Consider the following 21364-nt stretch of genomic DNA (forward strand, 5'->3'; position numbering starts at 1 on the left):
AAAAAAAGACGCTTATGCGCCCCTGTGCCTGTATTTTGGATTCAGTTACTCAGCTTTAGTATCAAACTGCTACATTAAAACGATCAATGTGGCCAAACATGCTAAGTTCAGCATCATTTACCTTGGTAATGTCAGCCAGACATTCACCTTCAATATCGTAACTAGAGAAATCTTCATTGATCAGATCAAATTCCGTTTCCGGTGAAAACTCCACACGCCATAAAGTCACGGCAACCTTATCTCCTTTATAGGTATCAACACCTTTAAAGAAGAAGCGGTATTCATTGCCGATATCGTTTGCAATCGCAGTACGTGTTAATTTTCCGGCTTTACCTGACCACTTAACGTCACCAGTCGGTGCAATATTAAAAATCACTGTACCGAATGCCGAATCGAGTACATAGGTACTGGTATCAATATCTGTATCAGCGCCGTCTTTAAACTTAACTTCTGACAGATTACGCTCACCCAGATCAACCATGGTCCCAGCTTCAACAGTACCTAGTGAGCGATCAGCAATAGTGCTTGCAGATACTTCAGTAACTTTACCACTCATCACCATGGCAAGATTTTGCTTGGTTACCTCTTCCAGGGTACCGCTTACAGATACTCCTGTCTGTTTGCGTAGTACTGCATCTTTCGTACGAAAACCTGTTTTGGACTCATAGTGATCGGTTGAATCCGAAGTAATTTGAAGCTGCAGGGCTGGCATACTTCCTACCGGAAACATACCTGATACTGCACCATTAATAATTTTAGCCAAAAACAGTTCACCCTGTAACGAAATAACATCTGGTTTATTTCCCATCTGCTTTTACCTCTTTTGTAGTTTTTGCTGCAGCTGGTTTCGGCTCTTCAGAGGGCTGTTCTACCTCTTTGATCGTACCAGCATCTAATTGCTGTCGGATTTCAGCATCGGTGAGTCCACCCACGAAATCCCCTTTTTTGAAACGCCCTAAAGGTTGCTGGGCTACATATTGCTTTGCTGCCATGACTGGCTCCTAGATAAACATTTTGGATTCAAACACCAGAGTGATATAGACGCATGTTGGAGAGTAGTCCTCTTCAACTGCAATCAGGTTTAAAGGTCGTGCACTTGAAGCAGGCTGCCAACCAGATAATAATTCCAGGACTTGTTGCGTCAGTGCACCAGCACGATCCAGAACTGCAGAGCCATCATTAAGCTGTGCCGAAGCATGACGCTCAACCACCGTAACTTCCCATTGCTGGGCCAGCATGTTCATTGATGACTTTGCAACATCATCCAGCTTTCGGATACGGCGGTAATAGACCTGGGCATTTGGTGTAACCTGTGATAGCTCTGTAACATTTGCAGAGTTGGCCGGGGTATAAATCTTTTTAAGACCTGAAATCCCGTTGAGTTTCTCTGCAATTTCATCGCGCACCGCAAAGAAGTTTTTATCGCTCATCAGTTAAATGCTCCACGATATCATTTAATACATCCTGCTCATCCTGTTCGGTTAAACCCAAAAATGGACGGGCTGGCATATTGATGATGTAAGCCTTACCCATAGATTCCTGCATGAAGTTAGAACGGGATTTACGGACAAATCTGTTACCCACCGTGCCATCACGTCCCTGACGAAAATAGGTACGACGCATTCTGGCTTCATGACGTATTTCACCACCGAAGTGATGAATTGCGCCATAAATCACGTCAGTACCAATTTCTACTCCACTTTGCAGCACATTATGAGTAATGGAATCCATCAGCCGTGAGGTCTTACGCAAAGTGGTACCGCCTTCACGTTTAACTCGGCCAGACAAACGCCATTTCCCTTCAAGTCCTTCGCCCTGCGTCCATCTATTACGGATATTGCTTACTATTGTTTGGCCAATCGTATCGAACAGTCTCTGTTGCGTTTCTTCAAGACCTGAAAGACGATGGAGTGCTTGCATTACTGCTGACTCGCCATCAGCATCGATCTTTATTACAACACCAGCCATACCTCCTCCTTATTTAAATGAAGGCATCTTGTCTAGCGTTTCATCACCAAACACGCCTCCTACATAACTGGTTCCGATGGGCATTGTGGTAGGCCGGCCCTTGGGCTGATCATCTACAATTTCATTGGTTGCGGTCTGGATCTGTAGATGTGCTTTCTCGTCCTGTACCCGTTCAAGAAATTTAATTGCATCTTTATAACGGTTACGTACTTCTTCAGTGGGTTGCTGGTAATAAAGCCGGTAACGGGCAATATCACAGGCCATGCGGTTCAGATTACTGGGCACATTGGGAAGAGGTAGAGGATAACGGCCACCGATATAACCGTTAATCTCTTCTGCCGCATCCTGAAGTGCTTCATTGATAGAAGCTGCTGCATCTGCATGCATCAGCTTTAACTCTTCAATGTCATCAGCAAACCGCTTCACCATGTCTGCTTCTGTTGCGTACATAGATCACCTTACTTGGCTGTATCAGCACCCTGTTCAGCTGGCTTGTCATTAGCCTTAGACTTAGACGCTGGCTTGGCCTTTTCAAGCTCAGCCACCTTTGCCTTAAGCTCATCAATTTCCTGCTCAGCTTTAGCTTTATCAGCAGCAGCTGTCTGATTGGCTTCAGTTAAATTAGTATTTGCCGCTGTTAGCTCTGCATTGGCCTTTTCAAGTTCAGCCAAACGTGCTGCGGTACCATCTGCTTTAGGCTCTTCCGGCTCCTGATATTCTTCAATAGCCCCAGATGCTAAAAGGGCCTGAAGTTGTTTAGCTTCAAGCCCTTTGATTTCATCACCTGGCATAAAATGCCCGATGGATTGTTTTGCTGTGTACTTCGGCATTTTAGCCTCCTTATAGAGTAATGAAGCCACGGCCACCAACAACGCCGTTTTTGTTAGAAGGAACGACCAGTGGAGCAGATTCAGTCATCAGCATAATGCCGCTTGGATCTTCACAGTACCACTGACGGTCAAAGTACTGCTGAGCCACGCCATTAGCGGTCATGTTCTTAATCTTACAATGGGCCACCGAACCATTAGTATCCGAGATCAGACTGAAATAGTCTTTCTCAATGAAGCGGTTTACCTTACCCTTATGACGGTAGGTTGCATCGTAAACCCAGAACTCCACTCCATCAAAAGTACCTTTCAATGTCGGTTTCTGGCTTACACCGAAGCTTGGTGCAACTGGAACAGAGATACCTGCATATGGTGTCACAAATTCCTTTTTAAAATCTGCATCATTCCACAAAGCCTGCCACACCAGACCGGACATCAGCGCCATTTTTGCTTCACCACCATCTGCTTCGAGCTGACGTTCCAGCATACGGCGGATATCATCCACTGGCTTGGCACCTGCCTGTCCCCATGCCACAAGTGGCGTATAATTTAGGGATGCATCACGCTCATAATCAACCAGGTTGTATTCATAATCATCGGAATGCAGCAGATATTTGCCATTTTTCAGAAGATCAATGGCCATCATCAGAACCGAGTTATCAATTGCATCATGGTTGCGTTTCATGACAGCAATTTGAGCAATTACCATCTTTTCCTGTTCAGAGAGCTGCTGGTTACCGGTAGAGATAATCCCCGCAGTGCGTAAACGCTCTAACAAGGCAATTTCAAAAGTATCTGCAGCAGTCACCTGATTTTTAGGTTTGTAGTATGCCGGTTTAACATGAGTTACTTTTGCAGACTGAGTAGTTTCAAATGGCTTACCTGGCTGATTCGGTGATACCAGCGGTGCCAGATCATGATCAGCAGAAAGCTCAGCTAGTGGCACATCATCCCGGGTAAACAGTGGACGGTTTGGAAACAGGCGATCTAGCAGCCATGTATCCATCGGACGGTAATTGCTATGAATGAGAGCAAGCTCACCCACATCAAGAAGTTCAAGCGGAGTACCGTCAATATTAAAAGACTGTGGCATGTTTATTACACCTTAGAAAGTTCGATTTTGTTTTTGGTTGCTTTGGCGCGGGCAGCATCATATTTCGACTTGTCCAACAACGCCCCATTTAAAGACACGGCCTCAACGTTAAATACACCGCCGTAATACACCGGAATTTCAATCCCGTCAGCCGCTTTAATGGTTGCTTCGGCTGCGGTAACGTTCTGGCCACAGATCACATCCCAGGATGATTCATCTGCAGCATGAGTCAGTACATTGTCATCAGATAGTGTCAGTAGATCGCCGTAATTGTAGGCGGTACCAGCCATCACCTTACCATTGGCACGGCGCAGCTTTTCATTGTCGAGTACCAGTTTACGTGTGGTAAATGACACCGGTGGAACATAGTGAATAGGCATGAATTATTTCCCCTTGTTTTGTTCAGCGAAGGCTTTTGCACCTGCTGTGAATTGATGTTCTTGGTTACCACCCTGTCCGCCTTGTCCTTGTCCACCCTGTCCGCCAGTAGCCTGATGATTGAACAGGTAGTTCAGTGCAGGATTTACATTTGGTGTTTGTTGTTGCTGTTGGCCAGCTGGTGGCTGCTGCCCACCTGCAGAGAATTGCCGAAGCTGCTTTGAAGTAAAGGCAAAGACGGAATCATCCATATTGGTATAAGCCGTTTTATCTTCAGCACTGAATTGTGTTTTCAGCTCTGTTTCTAAAGCTGCTATCTCATCAGCACGTTTCTGGGCTTTAAACTGTTTCAGCTCTTCTAGCGCATCATCACGCTCCTTTTCTGCCTGCTGTTTGGCCTGTTGTGCTTTTTCTATTTCGGTCACGTCTGTGTCCTCTTCTGGTGGTTGATTAGAATTAGGTTTACCTGAGAAGGCATTGATTGAGGTATTACGATCAGCGCCAGTTGTGCAGATCGTGAACTCGCGAATACGATTCTGCCGGAATATGGTAATTGGGCCTTCGAATGTCTGGCCATTTACGACTACAGATTTGCCGTTTGAAACTTCCTCAACAGAACCCGGTTCGATATACATAGACATCTGAAAAGGAAAGCCATCATCAGAATCCTGGACAATTTCTTTAGCCTTCGTATTACTTAAGAAATCACCCTCTACTTCAATTTTTCCGCTAGTGTTGACTTGCTTTACAACACCAACTCGGCTTGAACTGAAATGCTCTTCCAGCAAGGCGGTTGGTTGATCAATCTCAATACCCTCAAGATCAAAGACCACACCAGAACGCCCCCAATACCAGTGACCATCTACACGACCACCGGCATAAGCCACACCTTTAAACTTTCGTTTTTTGTTCTCACCCTCGGGTTGTAAAACTTCAATTCCCGAGGCATTAAATAAGAGCTTGGAACGCTCTTCATTTGGATCTGGCATTTTTCATGCTCCATAAAAAAACCACCCCGAATGGAGTGGTTCAAATTAATTTCCTAAGTTTAGTTAGTTAAGGCTTTCAGTGTATAAACCATTTGGCCATTCGCTATTTCCCTTGAAACTACCTGAAAAGATATGCCTAAAGGAAACAGTACGCCTTGCCCTGCATTTAACTTTTCCAGATCAATACCTAACCCTTTAGCATTCTCAATCTGAATCAAGATATTTGAGCCAGAATCTGCTAATAGTAATGGTGCATCCAGTGTAATGACCTTACCTACCTCCAATGATGCAGCGTACGCTAGTGAAGCTGATCCGGCCACTGTAGTTGCACTATTTGATGCTACTGCCTGTAGCCTGCCTAAATCCTCCTTCAACCAGCGTTTAAGTACTTCCTCAGCCAAAGTGATAGGTGGTTGCTTTAACTGCGCCGTAAGAGCTGAATCATTGCCCTGTATATAGTCCAAAAATGTACGAATCGCACTTGGCCGGATATCTGGATCAAGTGGAATAACTGTATTGGCCACCACATCAAATAAGTCCCGGGTACTATCATCCATTGGAGCAAATAAACTGGCCAGCCTTTTACTTGCTGTCCACTCGGCCTTGATGATCTCTTTCTGCTCCAGCAAAAATGCTTTATCCAGGTCAGAATCCAGAATCTTCTGGTCCACCAGACCAGATAGATCGCCATAGGTCATTGGACTGGTACTCCATCCCATTTCCTCAGCCACTTCCGGTAGCTGATCATCTGGCGTAATACCATATTTCAATGCCTGCTTCTCGGTTAAGGCAATCACTGTACAGCGACACATGAAGCTCCACGGCGGGTAATACATGAGCCAGAATGGATCATCGATATGACGAATAATCCGATTTAATGCCAGGTGACTTGGACGGACCCGGCTATCATCGATAGCTGAATACATCAGGTATGGTCGTTTGTCCCTATTGCGTTGCTGCTGTTGCCAGCGTCCATGACTATACGCCGTCTGAATATTGGTCCTAAAAACATTCTTGAGATAAGGCTCACTGAGCTTGATCTCATTTTCAGCGACCACTTTCTTAAAGTCCTCAAATGTCGAGCCATCTGCAATGGCCTTGTTTACAGCGGCTATCACAGTCTGGATCTGTTCTATGCTCGATAAAAAACTGACCGTGGTGGCCAGTTGTCGTGTCTTGAGGTCCAGAGAGTAAAACTCATCAGGCAATACGATTTTACGAGACCGGGCAAACTGTAAGGCCTCAAGAAATGTGACTGGTTGCATTGGCAGAATCCTTACTATAAACATGCCTTGCATTCAGCCAAAGCTTGAAATATTCATCACGAATATCAAAGTAATGGCCCAATTTCTTACGCTGATATATTGAGAATTCATCGAAAACCAGTCCACAATATTTGGTGCAAAACTCTTCAAACTCATCATATAACGTCTGAATATCTTCCATCACTTCCCTCCACTCGCCATCACATACCCCAGCACATCACCTGCATATAAAGCCCGTTCCAGATTCGCCGTGAACTGAGACTGACTGGCCTCAGGCATAAGCTGTATTAGATGAAAGGCTAGATCTTCTGGTGTTTCACTCTTCTGCAGGAGCTCGTTTACCTGATCATTGCTTAAGAGTTCAATATTGCGCTGTGCATCAGTCAACTCTTCTACTTCCTGCTGTTCAGGTGATAGCTTTCTGGTAGTTGCTGCAAAGCTAAAGGCTTTATGGGGTAAAGCCTTAAACTGCAGATCGGGTTGGTTCAAGTCAGTTACAGACTTTAGATCACCCTCTTGCAAGCCATACTCGCGAATAAAGTAGTCATCCGATAAGTTTGCACCTGCATTTTTCAGGTGAACATCCCGTTCGGCCTGCTCTTTGTTAAGTGGTTTAGGCTTTTCACCTAGCATCACTTCATACTCACCCCAACCGTTTAAAGCGCATAATGCATTAACTACAGCTTGTAGTGTAGGAGTTACAAGTCGAATATCGGACTTGAGCTTATCCATCCGGACATTTTCATGTACTTGGCCAAGGCTGTAACTTCCTTTCCCATCCGTACTGCTGGTAAGCGTCTGCCCTAATACAACTTTCTGAATCTGGCGAATCAGCTGATTATTGAATGCTTCAAATGCTGCACCCGCTGAACCATTTGTTCCTGGTGCAGAGAGTATTTGCACATCATCCTCTATATCAATTGATAAGACGCTTTGAGCATGGGCATTTAATAATGCTTTGCTCATATCATCCGTTTCAGTATCTTTACATTTACCCAGTAAGATCGGTGTGCCGAAACGTTCCAGAAATTTAGCCCAGAACTTAAAGCCGTTCTGCTTAAAGAAAAATAGCCAGTAGAGAGTTGCTAGAAGTGCTTTTCCGTAAGGCTGCTCATAAGAGGCTTTACGGCGTGTCAGGAAAAATTTGAATACCTGGTCTACCTCATGCTCACCGTTAATGCCATCCTGTCTATAAATCAAACGACCATCATTTTTAGGCTCAAACCACTGCATCGGCTTTTCACCAATCCACTGCAGGCCCACATAACCTTCAGGCTTAACTTCATATACAGCTTCTTGAACTGAATAACCAAAGAACAGCGCACTCATTGCACCAGTAGCAATCTCATGAAACCATTCTTTGAGTACCAAATTCAGCATTTCAGCTTCTTTAGTGTCACCCGGCTCAATTCTGAGTGGTGTAGCAAGTAGTGCATCAATACGTGTTTCAACCACTTGTGCAATTTCATCATCATCGAGTAGCACACGTAACCTATGACGAGTAATACCAGCTTTACGGAGTACTTCATCTGTATCTGGCTGCTTGCCAAAATTTACCAGAAACTGAGTAACGGCCTCTTGTGTGTATAAGTTGCCATAAGACAAAGCCTTCTTTGACGCTTTGTCTTTTTTAGACTTTGCCATATTTGTTCCTTAATAAGTTCGACTTCCTGCACCTGCAGGTTTTTTCGGAGTTCTAGCTTCATTTAGCTCGTTAAATGCATCGCTACCGGCATCCACCTGGTCATCATGTTTCCCATTGGGAAAGTTTCGTAATTCCTCAATGAATGCCTTATTCCAGTCACCACGAAGTATTTTCACATTGCCTACGTTGACTTGGGCTGCAAATGGTTGAGCTCGAGTAATCTTGTCACCCGATACTGTTTCTGCCTTTACATTGAATCCAGATAGCTTGGTAATGAAGTTCTTCGCTTGAGCTTTACCCGCTTGCCCCGGATCTTGTGGTAATCGTATTGCTACAGACTTACCATCCAGCTCCGCAGTTTGTTTGATGCGTTTTTCAACGCCGTCAGGGCCTAGCTGAGCATGCTGTACATCGACGATATAGATATAACCATCTCGGCTTTTAGCTTCCTTGACACCTGCAGTGTAATCCCCTTCATTCTCAGAAGATGCTAAATCCCAAGCACGTACCTGATGAGTGATATCCGCAGGTAATGCATCCACAATTTCAATATTGTCAGGCTTAAAAAAACCACCAGCTGGTGGTGAGGGTCTCTGACGATATTGGCCGGCAAAAACATACGGCGCTGCCAGCTCCATTCTTTCAAGCGTTTCAATGCTATGTTTCTCTGGCCAGAGTGCTGACCCATCAGGCTGAATAGCTGAAAGCTCTAAGTGCTCCCATTCCTCACCATTTCCGCCGTCAAGTAGCCAGCCTGCCAAATCTTCCTCATGCAAACGCTGCATAATGACAATGATTGGTGTATCTGGTGAGTTGGTACGAGACTCAAGTGTATTTTGGAACCACTCAATGACATTCTTACGAATGGTATCGGAGCTGGCTTCACTTGCCTTATGTGGGTCATCAATAATGATTGCACCCCCAAAAGACTCTCTAATCTTGCCAGCACCAAAACCTGTAATAGTTCCGCCCGTACCCTGTGCATAGCACACACCACCAGCAACAGTGCGCCAATCATCCTTAGCCTTACTATCATCCCGTAGTATAAGGTCGGGAAATATCTTTTTAAAAGCGGGCTCTTGGACCAGATTACGAGTCTGAAATGCATTATTTGCAGCCAATGTGGCAGAGTAACTCACATGAATAAATTCGCAGTCCGGCACTTTACCAAAGCACCAAGCCATAAAATTAATTACCGCCAATTCAGTCTTGGAGTAACGTGGTGGAATATTAATGATTAAGCGTTTTATTTCACCGCGAAAAACTTTCATAAGTGCATCGCAGACCACCCGATGATGCCAGTTATGCATCCACTTATACTTACGACGTTCTTTGAACATATAGCGAGAGAAGAAATACAAATCCTCTTGAGCTTCAACTTGTATTGCCACATCTCTCGCTTCAGTAGTCATTTAAAATATCCTCTCGGGCTTTTTTAAACTCATCCAAAGTAATGGTTGTATTGACTGTCTGGATTGGCCCGCCATTCTTGCCAGTATGTTCTACCTTGTCGTTGAACATACCAATGTGTTTACCAATGAGCTCAAGCGACTTGTTTGCGCCTGCCTGATCAAACTTGTATTGAGGCGCATACTCACCATCTGGCCCCTGAATAAACACAGGATTGCCTTCACGATCCAAAACCTCTTCAGCTTGCATACACCGCTCAACAACAGATTTCAGGTTTTTCAACACGTAAAAAGTGTCTAATCCCAATTCTGCCAGCATCTCACTTTTTAAATACTTGATGCGTTCCTGAACTTCTGGCCGCAAGTAAATCTTGTGCGAGTTTTGACGCTTGGCCCAACCCACAATTCGACCAGCTTCAGCAACACTATTGGTTTTGATGTACTCAAGACAGAACTTCTCATAATCCGCGTTCTCCAACTCAAGCGCACCAGGTGGAAGCTCCACTTCATTGATTTGTTCTGACATAAATGCCTCACATTAAAAAACCCGCACTAGGCGGGTTCAAAGATTTAATGATTTTAGGTGCAACCTATTGCTCGCAACCTTTTCGAAATCCGTTGCTGGATGTTCGTCCTCAAACATCCCTTTTCCGTCTCTCAAAGAAATAAAAGTGTCAATATCTCTAACACAGATAACGCCATTCTTTTCACTGCATGTGCATTCGTATAGCTTCCCTGTTGCTTTGTGCTTCACTATATTTTCAGTATAAAGCATGCGCCTATCCCTATAATAACGTTTAATTATTATACTAAAATCAGCACAATTAAGACACTGAAACCCTCTAAAGAGGGCTTAATTCAAACAACAAAAAAGAGCGCTCACGCACTCTCACATTTCCCACACTTCCTACACTCTCTCACCCTGAACACATCATTCTCAAACTCCCACTCATGGAAGCAGAATATCTGGCGTATGTATCGGAGCATTCCTTTTCTCCTGAATTATCGTACGATAATGTTTTCAAACACTTAGCTTGATTAAATTTATCTTTTTGTCATCTTATGCAGGTTACCAGACCAGTATTCATGGTTACACTTCTGGCATACCCAAACGCTGCGCGTCCATCCCATTGCTATAATTTGATCACCATGAATTGTTTTGATCTTTTTGTAGTCATGCTTGCACGTTAAACGCTGATAGAGAGCCACCAGTATTCCAATGGGTAGCAATGGAACAATCAGGATGTTCACTATTAATTTCCGTAAATCCATCAAAACACCTCTCTATCTTCCATCACCAACATCCGATTCACTCTCACCAACCACTGATCAAACATGGCTTCACTCTCTGCCCGATTGCCCAATTGGAAAGTATCGAACTTGAAATGACAGGAATGGCATAGGCAAACTGTGAACTGGTCAGAAGCCTTAATCCCTCTACCCTTACCATGCTTGGTACTATTTGAATGAGCAGCCTGGCTATTGGGATTACCACACCGAATGCATGGAAGCTTTCTGATTGCTGCGAGTCTTTTTGGATTCCGCATTTAATTGTTCTTCTATGCCGTGGATCTGTTTATTCACTTTGCGAAGTTCAGCGCCACACATTTCTTTAAATGCATAGCTTGAATACAGATGGTTGTAATTCATCAATCGGCTGCGGTTCTTTTCCAGAACTTCTAAATTCCGTTTTGCTTCTACTATGTCCATAAGCACCACCAATAAGAAAAGAAAACCCCTCAACATTGAATGCGAGGGGTTTTATTTGCCGTAATACGTCCGGCAAATGCTACCGCAATTACGACATTCAGCTGGAAGCAATTATTTCTGTTGCTCCAGTTTAAGTTCATCATAACGATCCAAGCCAAAAGCCCAGTCAGCGTTACGATCATGCATTTCATGCGCCAAATCTTTTGGCATGAACATCATAAGCGGATGCACAATGCAATTATGAACAAAACATTTTACCCAATTTTTCACAATGTACTCTCCCTTAATTATTTAACTTCTTTCATGCAATCCCGACACACTTTGATTTCTTCATCGTCAATCGTGTGGTCGATCTCAGTCGCACCGTGTAGGCCGAATAAACAGAATATAAATTGGAGCATTTGATTCTCCTTATTCTCGACTGTTCCAGACTTTAACGGCAAGGTTTACGACATCACGTTCAATTTCCCAATCCAAGCAAACCCACTCATCAAATAACGGATGAGAGCGTCGCCAGCCTGCAAAATCAGTATCAGGCGACATAGAGCCGCACTCATGACAACTCGCCTGAGCTGACCATGTACTCAAGTGCTCTCCCTCTTCCTTCGTCGTATCAACACAAATCGAGTTAGACCCACACCAAGGACAGGGCTTAAAAGCCACATCTGGACGCATATTATTGTCTTGCGTTGCATGCCACCGATTACCAGTCATGTGATTTCCTCAGCAGGGTAAATGTCTTTTTAAGGACACAAAAAAAGCCCACATTTCTGTGAGCTTCTTCTTGAACGCCGACTGGGAATCCCCGGTCCAAAACGTAATTATTGATTGGCAAGTTGCGACCTCTTGCTTGTGCATCTTCATCGAATTTCACGAGTCTGTAACGCACTTATCATTTTACCGTATCGCCTACGGATTCAATCAATATTGAGTGAATTACTATAACTTCGTCCACTCTAACAGAAAATACCGTTTTCGCACGCGCGTGTCAATATCTAGCCAATTTTTAGTCTGTTATCGCGGGAATGAATAAAATGACGACCACAATTAATCATCATTCGAGCTTGAGTTTCCCCCTGATTAGTTAGTGCGCCTACTGCCTTATGGCTACGATTCTCCACCTTGTGCTTCACCAGACACATCACTGCATACTTGGCTGTAAAATCCACTGACTCAGATTGAAAGATACTCCTCAACAACGCCTGCACCTGATCTGCTTCAAAGTCGCTAATCTCACAACGGATATAGGCCTTACCCTTCGGCATTTCCTTGCCTGCTTCACGCATCAACCAGTAAATCTGATTAATATGCAAACCATCGGGATAGTCTCCTCCTCTCATGCGCTCAGTTTCACACCAAGCCCCGAACTGCTCCAGCCAGCCATCAATTGTATATTTCGCCCAATCCATTACTTGTGTTTTCACTGCCGCATTCATCCCGTTCCCCTTTATGCCCTACAAATTCACGTATTTAAAAAACAATGTGGTCCCGTCCTGTTGAGGGATTGAAACGCTTTGGCCCTGTTCTAAAGTTTCAATCTGTTCTGTTGTTAAGTGTTTGCCTGCGTGTTTTAGGAAGTCTTCTTTAGAATCAAATTTGGCTTTTCCATAGATATTTGTATTGGTCTCATTCCAGTGTTCATAAAGCCAATACTTACCATTTGAATAAAGCGCCCAATCAAAATTATTAGTACTCATCCCATCCACCCTCAAACCCTTAACTTTTCAACTTGAATAATCAGCTTCCCGCCTTTTTCTGATGGCAACCGCTTCACGAGCAATTCATCCACCTGGGAATCATCCAGAATCAACCCACCTTTTGACAAAGCATCAAAGCATGGTTTTACGATGTTATCGATGTCGCGTATTTTCGCATCAGGTGGCGCGTATTCGATCTTTACGCGAACTCTGCCCTGATACCCTGCCGGCTCAATAAAACGCTTCATAACGTCAATAAAGTGGATTGCACGCTTACTGAGTCGGCTAGTCTTGTTCTTGCCTCTAATCCAGTAGTGATTCACCGAAGGAGGCGTGATTAAAACTTCACACCAAAGCAGTTCATTGTTCATCGGTCCAAAGCCCTGACCTTCGACCAGATGGGCCGGAACCTTTGGCATTGGATCTGGATTGGATTTCTTTTTCCCCGACTTGGTTTTCACACCAAATCGAGGGCCTAGTCCGGCTTTAAGCGCTTGTGTTGCAGTAATGCGAAGGTTAGTCATTGGCACCTCGCTTCTCGACCACATCAAGCTCAACTATCTTGTAAACCTTTCCTTTGATATCAAAAGGCTGGCCTGTGCCTGCTCGTTCTGCCCAATAGCTATAGCAGTAAGCAAAACCCCATATAAATCCGATCAGCCCAACCAGTATGCAAATAGCAATATTATTCATGCTCACCTCGCAAATCGATCTGGTGCTTAGTAAGGCGAGCACCATTGTTTATTTGATCTTTCGCCTTCTGGCGAGCTTCGGTGAATGAGTTATTGACACCTCGCAGGGCCTCTAAATTCTCAATTTGAGCCTCGATAACACCCGCAAACTCACTATCATCAGACCATAGATCAAACTCATTTCTTATACTGATGGTGAGCTTTCTGTATTTATCAATCCGCTCCTGCAACTCATTCCTTTCTAACTGAGCTTTAGTTGCCAAGGCGCTATCACGCAGCATCACTTCTTGCAGCACTACATTCTCTTTCCGGCAGCATTCGAGCTGGGCTTTTAGGTTATCAATTACCTGCTGCTTTTCATGACCAATCTCAGTCAAGGCATCCACGGTGTATTGCTTTTCCTTCAACATGTCGAAGAGTTCCGCCACGGTTTTATGAGCTACTTCCTTAAAGTTATCCATCACCCTTCCTCCCTACGCTGTCCGCACTTAATGCAGTCCCGTACCGAACCATCTACTGTTGCATCAACCCAGCAGTGCTCACACTTCCGGCGTTCAGTTTCGAGAATGGCGGTTGGTGTGCCTCGGTTGAGCTTGTTGAGTTCGGTTTGTAGTTCTTTAGCTAGCTCAACACAGACGTAGACCAAGTTTTCTCGATCTGGCGCGCTCAAATCATTGGCGGTATAACTCGGCAGGAGCTTAAGCAGACATTCCTGCGCCATATCCTCAACTGATCTCATTGGCATGCCTCCACGTCTGCGATGGCTTGTTCAGCCTTCTCAATTTGAATGAGAACAAGTGGCTTGTTGCAATGAAAATAAGTCGCAAGACTGAGTTTGCTCTTTGTCTCTTTTACCCATGCTTTTAGAGAGTTTAAACCGCCACACCTCTCAACTAGCTCATGACTCTCAACAATGCGTTTTAGGTCATTAATATTTACGCAATGGTCGGCATAGTTCTCTGTGGTGTTTAATCCAAAATTCTTAACAAACTCAGTTGCTTTCATAATTCCCTCTTGGCTCACGTTGTCATGCTTAGTCATGCGGTGGCTCCCCAACTGATCATCTTGCCTAGCAGCACCGCTGCTGGATTTCTCTGCTCAACCATCCCCACACACGTTGCAGTAGCCCACGCACTCACAGCTGTAAGCCCTTTTAAATCTTCATCCACTGCATCAAGCCATTGCTTTGATACGCCTTGCCAGCGTGTCTTGATGCCATCGCTTTCAACCTTGATATGCTTGGCACCATTGATCACTTCCTTGATGCTCATTGGTTTATTGAAAGACCATTCCATTTCATGTCCACCAATCCATTCATTTACTTCTTTAACTGAGGTGCGTCCTGTTTTAGCAATCATGCGACGCAAGACTAGAATCATTTTTTCGCCTTGTCTGACTGCGTGCTTTGATCGAACCCAATCCACGGTTTTGTTGTCATGTTGATCTTTCATGCGGCACCCCACGTTTCATCAAACAAGATAGATTCGGATTTGGCACATTTAGAGCAGCCTTCACCATCGCTTGCATCTCGCAAATAGAAGTACCATTTGCCGCTTTTATACGAATCAACAATTATCTCTGCCGCTTTCTTTTTAACGTCCCGTATAGTGCTGCCCTCAGGGAAGCGGATAATTTCCCCAGACTCACCATGCGGGCCAGCAGATATATCTAGCTCATGGATTCGCACATAGTTGCCAAACCTATTTCTTTTCCTTTGCGTTGTGATAGTGAGCGTGTTGTAAGCCAAGTTGTCATAAGCACCCAAGCCTTCTAAATACTGAGTCTCGCTACCCATTGAGTCTTTTTGCTTTACCCAATTCCGCTCAAAAACTTCACCAAGCGACAAAACATCCCTACATGAGCACTTGTGATTAACACCCAATCCAGACAGATACCCATCTTCCTTAACCTTGCGACCAGAGTTGTATGTTGTTTCGGTCACTATTTTTTTTCGAAGCAGATCGCCCAACTTAACCTCTTGAAGGAAATTCACACCCCACCTCCCATACTCTCGTAATACTCGGGACTCAGGTCAGCAAAGCTAGAACGAGCCAAATCAGTTGCCAGTCTTACGGTTCCGGTTGATCCGTTGCGGGCCTTTCCAATGATGATTTCTGCGGTTCCAGCTTCCTTAGAATCACGGTTATAAACTTCATCGCGGTAGATAAACATGATGATGTCTGCATCCTGCTCAAGATCACCTGACTCTTTCAGATCGGCATTAACCGGGCGTTTGTTTGGTCGGTTTTCAAGATTCCGGTTCAACTGCGCCAGAGCAAATACAGGGCAATCAAAATCACGCGCCATACGCTTAAGGTCTGCTGAAACTTCGCCGATATCCTTGTCACTGCGGCCAAAGTTATTTTTAGTCAGTGGCGTCACTTTCTGGATGTAATCAACAAAGATTGCACCAAGCTTTCCGTACTTCATTGACATCTTTCGGGCCGATCTACGGATAGTTGACGTGGTGGTCCGGGCATTGTCATCAATCTCAAGAGGAGCCTTTTCAAGAATGGCTGCGGCTGTATTGATCTTTCCGCAATCTTCCATTTCGGCATGACCACTTAAAACCTTGCGAAGCTCAACCTGTCCGATGCCACTAATGAGACGCTGGGCAATTTGCTTGCCTGACATTTCGATTGATACGAACAGAACAGGCAGGCTTTGGTTAATCATCATGTCTGCCGCCAGATTCTGTGCAAATGTGGTTTTACCCATACTTGGACGAGCGCCGATAATAACCAGATCACCTTTTCCGATTTCACCAAGCTTGTTATCCAGTTCAATGAAACCTGTCTTGATTCCACCTTCAAATGCTCTGTTCTCATGAAGTGCGGCATGGCGATCCAAGAATTCACCAACGGCTTCTTTAGAAAACTCATGAGCATGTTTCAGCTTGTCATCGACCTGACCTATGTCCAGACCTGTAACTAACGCCTGTGCGCGATTCAGTGCCGTTTCTGAGGTATGTGAAACCATGTCCAGTGCCAGCGCACCAATCTGCTTACTTGCATCCTGAATCTTGCGACGAGTTGAAAAATCCTTAAGTTTTTTAATGTGAGTACCCAGCAGACTGTACTGAGCAATACGGCTCATCAGGTTCACCAGAAACTGCTCATCAATCACAGTGTTCTCGAGCCCATTAGAGCGGATCAGTTCCCACAAAGTAACTTCATCGTAAGCTTCGCCTTTAGCGAATTGGCTCTTGATGTGAGTACAAATGACTTGATGCTGTACTGCATAAAAATCTTTCGGGTCCAGCTGCTCGATGTACTCGTCAGTGCCCTGCTCTGCACCAATGATGGTTGCAAGAATGCTTTGCTCAACCGGGATAGAAAATAATTCAATCATTGGTCCATCCCCTTAAATTTCTTGGCTACGCCTTTAAAGGCGGTAACTGGTTGTTCAGGGATGGTGGCTTGGGTAGGAACTTGCTCCTGGTATTCAGCAAGGTTGATGTTCTGCAACCAAGATGCATTGAAGCCCTGCCATGAACGTTCGATGCAGATCTTCAGCACAGTGTTGATATTTAAATTTGCTTTGTTGAATTCACGTTCAAAACCTTTGAAAGCTGTTTCGGTATTAGCAGCTTTTTTGTTTTTACGGACAGCCAACCAATCTTTGATTAACTGCTCATCAGCACCTAGGTTTTCTAATGATTCAGAGAAAGAAAATTTAATATTATTTTCTTTTTTCTTTCTTTCTTTAATAGAGTACGGATTTTCCGTACCAACTAAGTACGGATTATTAGTACCAACTTGGTACGGTTTTTCCGTACTAACTGACTTAGTACTATTTTTCCGTACTAGTACGGTTTTTTCGTACTGATCAAAAGTAAGAGAAAAAGTATTAATGTGGGTACTACGATCAACAGAAATGATCTTTAATTGTTCAAGTTCACGAATTGCATCAATCACTGTTTCCTTGCGTTTAATGCCAGTGATTTCTAAAAATAAAGTTTGTGCAATCTGATAGCTGTCACGTTGATAACCAAGTGTGCAGCGAATAATAACGCTCAGGCATTTATAAGCATTTGGGCTTATGTTTTGCATGATGCTATCAATCACAATATTCGGCATCTTTGTGTAATTCTCTTCCACAGTAACCGCCTGTTGTATGAATTTTTCAAAATCCACGCCAATATTCATTTGCCACCTCCAATAGTGAAAGCAAGCAATTGCGCTTTGGTTTGAGACACGGCCTGAGCATTAGGCAAGGTTTTTTCTACCGCATATCGCTCTACCGCTTTTTGAAACAGATAGATCTTTTGGTTTATTTCTATCTCTGCTAAAATATTTTTGTTCATTTAGATTTCCTAATGTTGGTGAACACTAAAAGCCTGATCTCAGAAATCAGGCTTTTTCATTTTGTACAGCAGCTAAATATTTCTTCATTTGCTTATTCGCTGCTTGATCAACAGCAGTAATGAAATCAATCATTCTTTGAGCAATTTCGTGAATTTCTTGATATTCATCAGGTGTCACCACGCCATCTTCATAAGCCTCATAAACCTTCTGATTGACCTGGCCGCTGCAAATGTTGTGCTGCATCATTGCTTCAAAGATAGAAAGCTCACGATGTTTATCGCCATCACAACCTGCCGGAACCAAAGCCATATTTAAGCTATGAGCCCACACTTGGAGTACTGCCGGGTTTTTGGTGTAGTCCAGTAAAGCTTCAAATTTCTTAAGGCTCGGCAAATAGTCCATATTTGGATTGCCATAATTCAGAACGGTTTTATGAGAGTCGCCCAGTACTTCAGCAATCTGTTTTGCATCAATACCTGGTGTATGACGGATCATCTTATACAGTGCAGCTTGTGCTTCTTTGCTAAATTCCATATGTGAACCCTTGTTTTTATTCACGTTTACTAAAAAACTTAAGTTGTTGATAATTGATTTAAGTGGTTAATAAGCGCAAATCGGCTTTTAACTTGCCTTTGGTCTGGATCTGGAGAATTGCTTGGGTTGATGCTGGAATTCCGTAAGAGCGCCATTTACTGATTGCCCCACGAGTTTTTTTTAGAATTCGTGCTAAGTCAGCATCACTCTCAGCTCCGTAATGATCCTTTACGTCATCTACGGTCATATTGTTTACCTTAATAAACTAAAAGTTTCCCTAAGTAAACCATAAGTTTCTTTTTGGGTCAACAAGGTTGTTTACTATCGGAAACAATAGTTATGGGTATTTTTGCAATGAGCAGCGTTTCTGAGCGTATCTTGATGAGAATGAAGGAACTTAACCTTCAGCAAGTTGATTTGATTGAGGCTACAGGCCTCAGCAAAGGTACGGTCTCTAAATGGATCTCGGGTGTGAATACCCCTAGTGGTAAGAGCATTACTTCTCTTGCAAAAGCCTTAAAAACATCACCTGAATGGATTTTAGATGGTGAGGGCCTTAAGAATCTTGGCGGCCCTATAAAAGAAGAAGATGGCAAAGGTTTTAACAACGTCAGATTTAATGGAAAAAAACTTACAAGGATTCCAGTGTTAGATTTTGTTCAGGCAGGATTGTGGCGAGAAGTCGCCTATGATGGTGGTGAGCCAAAGGGGTATACCCTCACCACATATGAGAATAAGGACCCGAGCACTATTTTTAGTGTGACCGTCGAAGGTATGAGCATGTATCCAGATTTTCAACCTGGTGATGATATCGTAATTGATGCCTCAATCGCACCCCAGCCAGGTGATTATGTAGTGGCTCAAAATGGTGATTATGAAGTTACCTTTAAGAAATATAGGGTTGTGGGTTTTGATGAACATGGTCGCGAGGTTTTTGAGTTAGTTCCACTTAATCCAGATTTCCCTATTCACAACTCACAAAAGCATCCTATTTCGATTATTGGTGTAGTTGTTCAGCACCACAGAGAGTTTAGAAAATAATAAAGCCGCTATATGCGGCTTTTATTGAATAGATAAAATTGTTGAATTGTATGGGGGTGTATAAACGATGAATAATGAAATTATTATGGGGCAAATAAAGAGAGCACTTGGAAGTCTAAGCTTTGAAGTATCTATGAGCACATCATTAAATCAATTATCAATAAATGTTCATGCAGAACAATTTTTCGTTGAATTGCTTAATGAGCTATTTAATTATAATTTAGTTAATACTAATTTTGAAGAACAGAATGCTGCATCTATAGATTTACTCGATGAAGATAATAGAATTGCTATACAAGTAACTTCTGATAGCTCTTTAAATAAAGTAAGACAAACTCTAAATAAGTTTTGTGAAAGAAATTTTAATAAAAAAGTTGATAGATTAATTATTTTAAATCTAATTAAGAAAACAAAGCATAAAGAAGTAACCTTAGGTGAAACTGATTTTAAAGTTAACTTAAAAGAGGATATATGGGATTATACCGATTTACTTGCTGAGATTAATAATTTAGAGATAGATAAATTGATTCAGATTCATGAATTGATAAATAAACATTTAAATCCGAGGGTGTAAATAATTCTGTGTAAATACAGTTTTAAAAATACTTGGTTACACGCTCTTCAAACATGATACTAAAGCGATTCATGGCAGCTTTCCAATTCTGAATAGGCATCGTCCATTTTTTGCTTGCTGCCATAATTGCTAAATATACCACCTTTTTCACGGAATCATCAGTTGGGAAGATTTTTCTTTTCTTGGTTGCATGGCGGATAACGCTGTTCAATGATTCAATCGCATTGGTCGTGTAAATCGCTTTGCGAATATCCATAGAGTAAGCGAAAAACGTGTTTAGATTCGACCAGTTGGCAAGCCATGACTTGCTGATTTGAGGATACTTCTCATCCCATTTTTGTCCAAATTCATCTAAAGCCTGTAAGGCTGCGTCTTCTGTAACAGCTTGATATATCTTTTTTAAATCGGCTGTGACAGCTTTGTAGTCTTTCCAACTCACATATTTAAGATTGTTGCGTACCATGTGAATGATACACAACTGAATATGCGTATCAGGGTAAATTGTATTAATCGCATCAGGAAACCCTTTCAATCCATCTACGCAGGCAATCAGAATATCCTTTAAACCACGATTTTTCAGTTCTGTAAGCACTGAGAGCCAAAATTTAGAACCCTCGTTTTCTGACATCCACATACCTAATAGGTCTTTCTGTCCGTCTGTATTGACACCTAATGCCAGATATACCGCTTTGTTAATAATCGTACTATCTTGACGCACTTTCACGACGATACAATCCATATAGACAATAGGATAAAGGGCATCCAATGGTCTATTTTGCCATTCTATTACTTGTTCTTTAACTGCATCCGTCACTTTGGAAATAAGCGTTGGGGAGACGTCCGCATCGTACATTTCCTTGAATGTGGCAACAATATCTCGTGTCGTCATGCCTTTGGCGTATAGGGATAGGATTTGGCTATCCATTTGTGTGATACGGGTTTGACTCTTCTTGATCAACTGGGGCTCAAAAGTGCCATCACGATCTCTAGGCGTGTCTAGTTCAAATTCACCATCATCAGTAAATAGCCGTTTAGTTGTATAGCCATTACGTGTATTTTTGCCTATACGAGGGCTATTCTTCTCATAGCCTAAATGTTCAGTCAGTTCAGCATTGAGTGCAGTTTCAACGGTGAGTTTCTTTAAAGCTTTACTGAAATTATTCAGGTCAGCTTCTGTTTTTAAGTTCTTAGCAAATTCTTTTGCCAATGCCAGCATTGCTTCATCTTTCATGGTA

The 21364-nt window shown here is 43.1% G+C and carries 36 protein-coding genes; 2 read left to right on the plus strand and 34 right to left on the minus strand.

The genetic code is table 11. The features are described from left to right. Nucleotides 1-61: 61 nt before the first annotated feature. From ACRAD_RS09150 to ACRAD_RS09300, 33 genes are all read right to left on the minus strand, one after another. Nucleotides 62-808, minus strand: coding sequence for a phage tail tube protein (locus ACRAD_RS09150; protein WP_005026816.1), 747 nt, complete (start codon nucleotides 806-808; stop codon nucleotides 62-64). After that, the gene (locus ACRAD_RS09155) at nucleotides 798-992 is read right to left on the minus strand and encodes a hypothetical protein (RefSeq protein WP_005026818.1); all 195 of its coding nucleotides are present in this window, start codon (nucleotides 990-992) and stop codon (nucleotides 798-800) included. The genes ACRAD_RS09150 and ACRAD_RS09155 overlap by 11 nt, the downstream gene beginning before the upstream one ends. A 9-nt stretch (nucleotides 993-1001) precedes the next feature. Continuing rightward, the gene (locus tag ACRAD_RS09160) at nucleotides 1002-1430 is read right to left on the minus strand and encodes a phage tail terminator protein (protein ID WP_005026820.1); all 429 of its coding nucleotides are present in this window, start codon (nucleotides 1428-1430) and stop codon (nucleotides 1002-1004) included. Continuing rightward, the gene (locus ACRAD_RS09165) at nucleotides 1420-1968 is read right to left on the minus strand and encodes a phage virion morphogenesis protein (RefSeq protein WP_005026822.1); all 549 of its coding nucleotides are present in this window, start codon (nucleotides 1966-1968) and stop codon (nucleotides 1420-1422) included. Before ACRAD_RS09165 ends, ACRAD_RS09160 begins: the two co-directional genes overlap by 11 nt. Nucleotides 1969-1977: 9 nt before the next feature. After that, a complete protein-coding gene (locus ACRAD_RS09170; protein WP_005026825.1) occupies nucleotides 1978-2418 on the minus strand; it encodes a gp436 family protein in 441 nt (146 codons plus the stop codon). Nucleotides 2419-2426: 8 nt separating this feature from the next. Beyond that, complete coding sequence (locus tag ACRAD_RS09175) at nucleotides 2427-2798, minus strand: hypothetical protein (protein WP_005026830.1); 372 nt, start codon at nucleotides 2796-2798, stop codon at nucleotides 2427-2429. Between the two features lie 10 nt (nucleotides 2799-2808). Beyond that, the gene (locus ACRAD_RS09180; RefSeq protein WP_005026833.1) at nucleotides 2809-3888 is read right to left on the minus strand and encodes a major capsid protein; all 1080 of its coding nucleotides are present in this window, start codon (nucleotides 3886-3888) and stop codon (nucleotides 2809-2811) included. A gap of 5 nt (nucleotides 3889-3893) precedes the next feature. After that, the gene (locus ACRAD_RS09185) at nucleotides 3894-4268 is read right to left on the minus strand and encodes a hypothetical protein (RefSeq protein ID WP_005026836.1); all 375 of its coding nucleotides are present in this window, start codon (nucleotides 4266-4268) and stop codon (nucleotides 3894-3896) included. 3 nt (nucleotides 4269-4271) lie between these two features. Then, nucleotides 4272-5255 carry a hypothetical protein gene (locus tag ACRAD_RS09190; protein WP_005026838.1) on the minus strand — a complete coding sequence of 328 codons (984 nt, stop codon included), beginning with the start codon at nucleotides 5253-5255 and terminating at the stop codon, nucleotides 4272-4274. Nucleotides 5256-5314: 59 nt separating this feature from the next. Beyond that, nucleotides 5315-6520 carry a phage head morphogenesis protein gene (locus ACRAD_RS09195; RefSeq protein ID WP_005026840.1) on the minus strand — a complete coding sequence of 402 codons (1206 nt, stop codon included), beginning with the start codon at nucleotides 6518-6520 and terminating at the stop codon, nucleotides 5315-5317. Next, a complete protein-coding gene (locus tag ACRAD_RS09200; RefSeq protein ID WP_005026842.1) occupies nucleotides 6498-6701 on the minus strand; it encodes a hypothetical protein in 204 nt (67 codons plus the stop codon). Before ACRAD_RS09200 ends, ACRAD_RS09195 begins: the two co-directional genes overlap by 23 nt. Beyond that, nucleotides 6701-8164 (minus strand): phage portal protein family protein, encoded by a 1464-nt coding sequence (locus tag ACRAD_RS09205; RefSeq protein WP_005026844.1) that lies wholly within the window; start codon nucleotides 8162-8164, stop codon nucleotides 6701-6703. The genes ACRAD_RS09200 and ACRAD_RS09205 overlap by 1 nt, the downstream gene beginning before the upstream one ends. Before the next feature lie 9 nt (nucleotides 8165-8173). Beyond that, complete coding sequence (gene terL / locus ACRAD_RS09210; RefSeq protein ID WP_005026845.1) at nucleotides 8174-9577, minus strand: phage terminase large subunit; 1404 nt, start codon at nucleotides 9575-9577, stop codon at nucleotides 8174-8176. Beyond that, nucleotides 9567-10100, minus strand: a complete 534-nt coding sequence (locus ACRAD_RS09215; protein ID WP_005026847.1) for a terminase small subunit — start codon at nucleotides 10098-10100, stop codon at nucleotides 9567-9569. The genes terL and ACRAD_RS09215 overlap by 11 nt, the downstream gene beginning before the upstream one ends. A 518-nt stretch (nucleotides 10101-10618) precedes the next feature. After that, on the minus strand, nucleotides 10619-10846 hold the full coding sequence (locus ACRAD_RS09225; RefSeq protein WP_016801212.1) for a hypothetical protein: 228 nt from the start codon (nucleotides 10844-10846) through the stop codon (nucleotides 10619-10621). After that, nucleotides 10846-11121: a DUF968 domain-containing protein gene (locus ACRAD_RS16630; RefSeq protein WP_010700307.1), complete on the minus strand. Its 276-nt coding sequence runs from the start codon at nucleotides 11119-11121 to the stop codon at nucleotides 10846-10848. Before ACRAD_RS16630 ends, ACRAD_RS09225 begins: the two co-directional genes overlap by 1 nt. Further along, entirely contained in the window at nucleotides 11063-11284 is a 222-nt protein-coding gene (locus tag ACRAD_RS09235; RefSeq protein ID WP_005026850.1) for a hypothetical protein, read from the minus strand. The genes ACRAD_RS16630 and ACRAD_RS09235 overlap by 59 nt, the downstream gene beginning before the upstream one ends. A gap of 111 nt (nucleotides 11285-11395) precedes the next feature. After that, nucleotides 11396-11554 carry a hypothetical protein gene (locus tag ACRAD_RS16460; protein WP_005026852.1) on the minus strand — a complete coding sequence of 53 codons (159 nt, stop codon included), beginning with the start codon at nucleotides 11552-11554 and terminating at the stop codon, nucleotides 11396-11398. Nucleotides 11555-11695: 141 nt separating this feature from the next. Continuing rightward, nucleotides 11696-11998 (minus strand): hypothetical protein, encoded by a 303-nt coding sequence (locus ACRAD_RS09240; protein WP_005026855.1) that lies wholly within the window; start codon nucleotides 11996-11998, stop codon nucleotides 11696-11698. Nucleotides 11999-12279: 281 nt separating this feature from the next. After that, complete coding sequence (locus tag ACRAD_RS09245; protein ID WP_005026857.1) at nucleotides 12280-12720, minus strand: hypothetical protein; 441 nt, start codon at nucleotides 12718-12720, stop codon at nucleotides 12280-12282. A gap of 18 nt (nucleotides 12721-12738) precedes the next feature. Further along, nucleotides 12739-12981 (minus strand): hypothetical protein, encoded by a 243-nt coding sequence (locus tag ACRAD_RS09250; RefSeq protein ID WP_005026858.1) that lies wholly within the window; start codon nucleotides 12979-12981, stop codon nucleotides 12739-12741. A gap of 11 nt (nucleotides 12982-12992) precedes the next feature. After that, nucleotides 12993-13505, minus strand: coding sequence for a RusA family crossover junction endodeoxyribonuclease (locus tag ACRAD_RS09255; protein ID WP_005026861.1), 513 nt, complete (start codon nucleotides 13503-13505; stop codon nucleotides 12993-12995). Then, on the minus strand, nucleotides 13498-13674 hold the full coding sequence (locus ACRAD_RS16465; RefSeq protein ID WP_005026862.1) for a hypothetical protein: 177 nt from the start codon (nucleotides 13672-13674) through the stop codon (nucleotides 13498-13500). The genes ACRAD_RS09255 and ACRAD_RS16465 overlap by 8 nt, the downstream gene beginning before the upstream one ends. After that, nucleotides 13667-14134: a hypothetical protein gene (locus tag ACRAD_RS09260; protein ID WP_005026864.1), complete on the minus strand. Its 468-nt coding sequence runs from the start codon at nucleotides 14132-14134 to the stop codon at nucleotides 13667-13669. Before ACRAD_RS09260 ends, ACRAD_RS16465 begins: the two co-directional genes overlap by 8 nt. Further along, nucleotides 14134-14412, minus strand: a complete 279-nt coding sequence (locus ACRAD_RS09265; RefSeq protein ID WP_005026867.1) for a hypothetical protein — start codon at nucleotides 14410-14412, stop codon at nucleotides 14134-14136. The genes ACRAD_RS09260 and ACRAD_RS09265 overlap by 1 nt, the downstream gene beginning before the upstream one ends. Further along, the gene (locus ACRAD_RS09270; protein ID WP_005026870.1) at nucleotides 14409-14714 is read right to left on the minus strand and encodes a hypothetical protein; all 306 of its coding nucleotides are present in this window, start codon (nucleotides 14712-14714) and stop codon (nucleotides 14409-14411) included. Before ACRAD_RS09270 ends, ACRAD_RS09265 begins: the two co-directional genes overlap by 4 nt. Further along, nucleotides 14711-15052: a hypothetical protein gene (locus tag ACRAD_RS09275; protein WP_227548687.1), complete on the minus strand. Its 342-nt coding sequence runs from the start codon at nucleotides 15050-15052 to the stop codon at nucleotides 14711-14713. Before ACRAD_RS09275 ends, ACRAD_RS09270 begins: the two co-directional genes overlap by 4 nt. A gap of 68 nt (nucleotides 15053-15120) precedes the next feature. Beyond that, complete coding sequence (locus ACRAD_RS09280) at nucleotides 15121-15666, minus strand: hypothetical protein (protein ID WP_005026877.1); 546 nt, start codon at nucleotides 15664-15666, stop codon at nucleotides 15121-15123. Then, complete coding sequence (locus ACRAD_RS09285; RefSeq protein WP_005026879.1) at nucleotides 15663-17024, minus strand: replicative DNA helicase; 1362 nt, start codon at nucleotides 17022-17024, stop codon at nucleotides 15663-15665. The genes ACRAD_RS09280 and ACRAD_RS09285 overlap by 4 nt, the downstream gene beginning before the upstream one ends. Next, entirely contained in the window at nucleotides 17021-17821 is an 801-nt protein-coding gene (locus tag ACRAD_RS09290; protein WP_005026882.1) for a replication protein, read from the minus strand. Before ACRAD_RS09290 ends, ACRAD_RS09285 begins: the two co-directional genes overlap by 4 nt. After that, nucleotides 17818-17979, minus strand: a complete 162-nt coding sequence (locus ACRAD_RS16470; protein ID WP_005026884.1) for a hypothetical protein — start codon at nucleotides 17977-17979, stop codon at nucleotides 17818-17820. The genes ACRAD_RS09290 and ACRAD_RS16470 overlap by 4 nt, the downstream gene beginning before the upstream one ends. A 46-nt stretch (nucleotides 17980-18025) precedes the next feature. Then, nucleotides 18026-18514 carry a phage regulatory CII family protein gene (locus tag ACRAD_RS09295; RefSeq protein WP_005026886.1) on the minus strand — a complete coding sequence of 163 codons (489 nt, stop codon included), beginning with the start codon at nucleotides 18512-18514 and terminating at the stop codon, nucleotides 18026-18028. Between the two features lie 58 nt (nucleotides 18515-18572). Continuing rightward, nucleotides 18573-18761, minus strand: coding sequence for a Cro/CI family transcriptional regulator (locus tag ACRAD_RS09300; protein ID WP_005026888.1), 189 nt, complete (start codon nucleotides 18759-18761; stop codon nucleotides 18573-18575). Nucleotides 18762-18853: 92 nt separating this feature from the next. Here ACRAD_RS09300 and ACRAD_RS09305 point away from each other — a divergent pair, with 92 nt between their 5' ends. Together ACRAD_RS09305 and ACRAD_RS09310 are read left to right on the plus strand one after the other, a co-directional pair. Continuing rightward, nucleotides 18854-19555 (plus strand): LexA family protein, encoded by a 702-nt coding sequence (locus ACRAD_RS09305; protein ID WP_005026892.1) that lies wholly within the window; start codon nucleotides 18854-18856, stop codon nucleotides 19553-19555. Nucleotides 19556-19622: 67 nt separating this feature from the next. After that, the gene (locus tag ACRAD_RS09310) at nucleotides 19623-20129 is read left to right on the plus strand and encodes an SMEK domain-containing protein (RefSeq protein ID WP_005026893.1); all 507 of its coding nucleotides are present in this window, start codon (nucleotides 19623-19625) and stop codon (nucleotides 20127-20129) included. A 22-nt stretch (nucleotides 20130-20151) separates the two neighbouring features. On the opposite strand, the gene ACRAD_RS09315 is transcribed toward ACRAD_RS09310, so the two are convergent. Next, a complete protein-coding gene (locus tag ACRAD_RS09315; protein ID WP_004672268.1) occupies nucleotides 20152-21360 on the minus strand; it encodes an IS256 family transposase in 1209 nt (402 codons plus the stop codon). Nucleotides 21361-21364 lie beyond the last annotated feature (4 nt).

It is taken from the genome of Acinetobacter radioresistens DSM 6976 = NBRC 102413 = CIP 103788, from assembly GCF_006757745.1.
GTDB lineage: Bacteria > Pseudomonadota > Gammaproteobacteria > Pseudomonadales > Moraxellaceae > Acinetobacter > Acinetobacter radioresistens.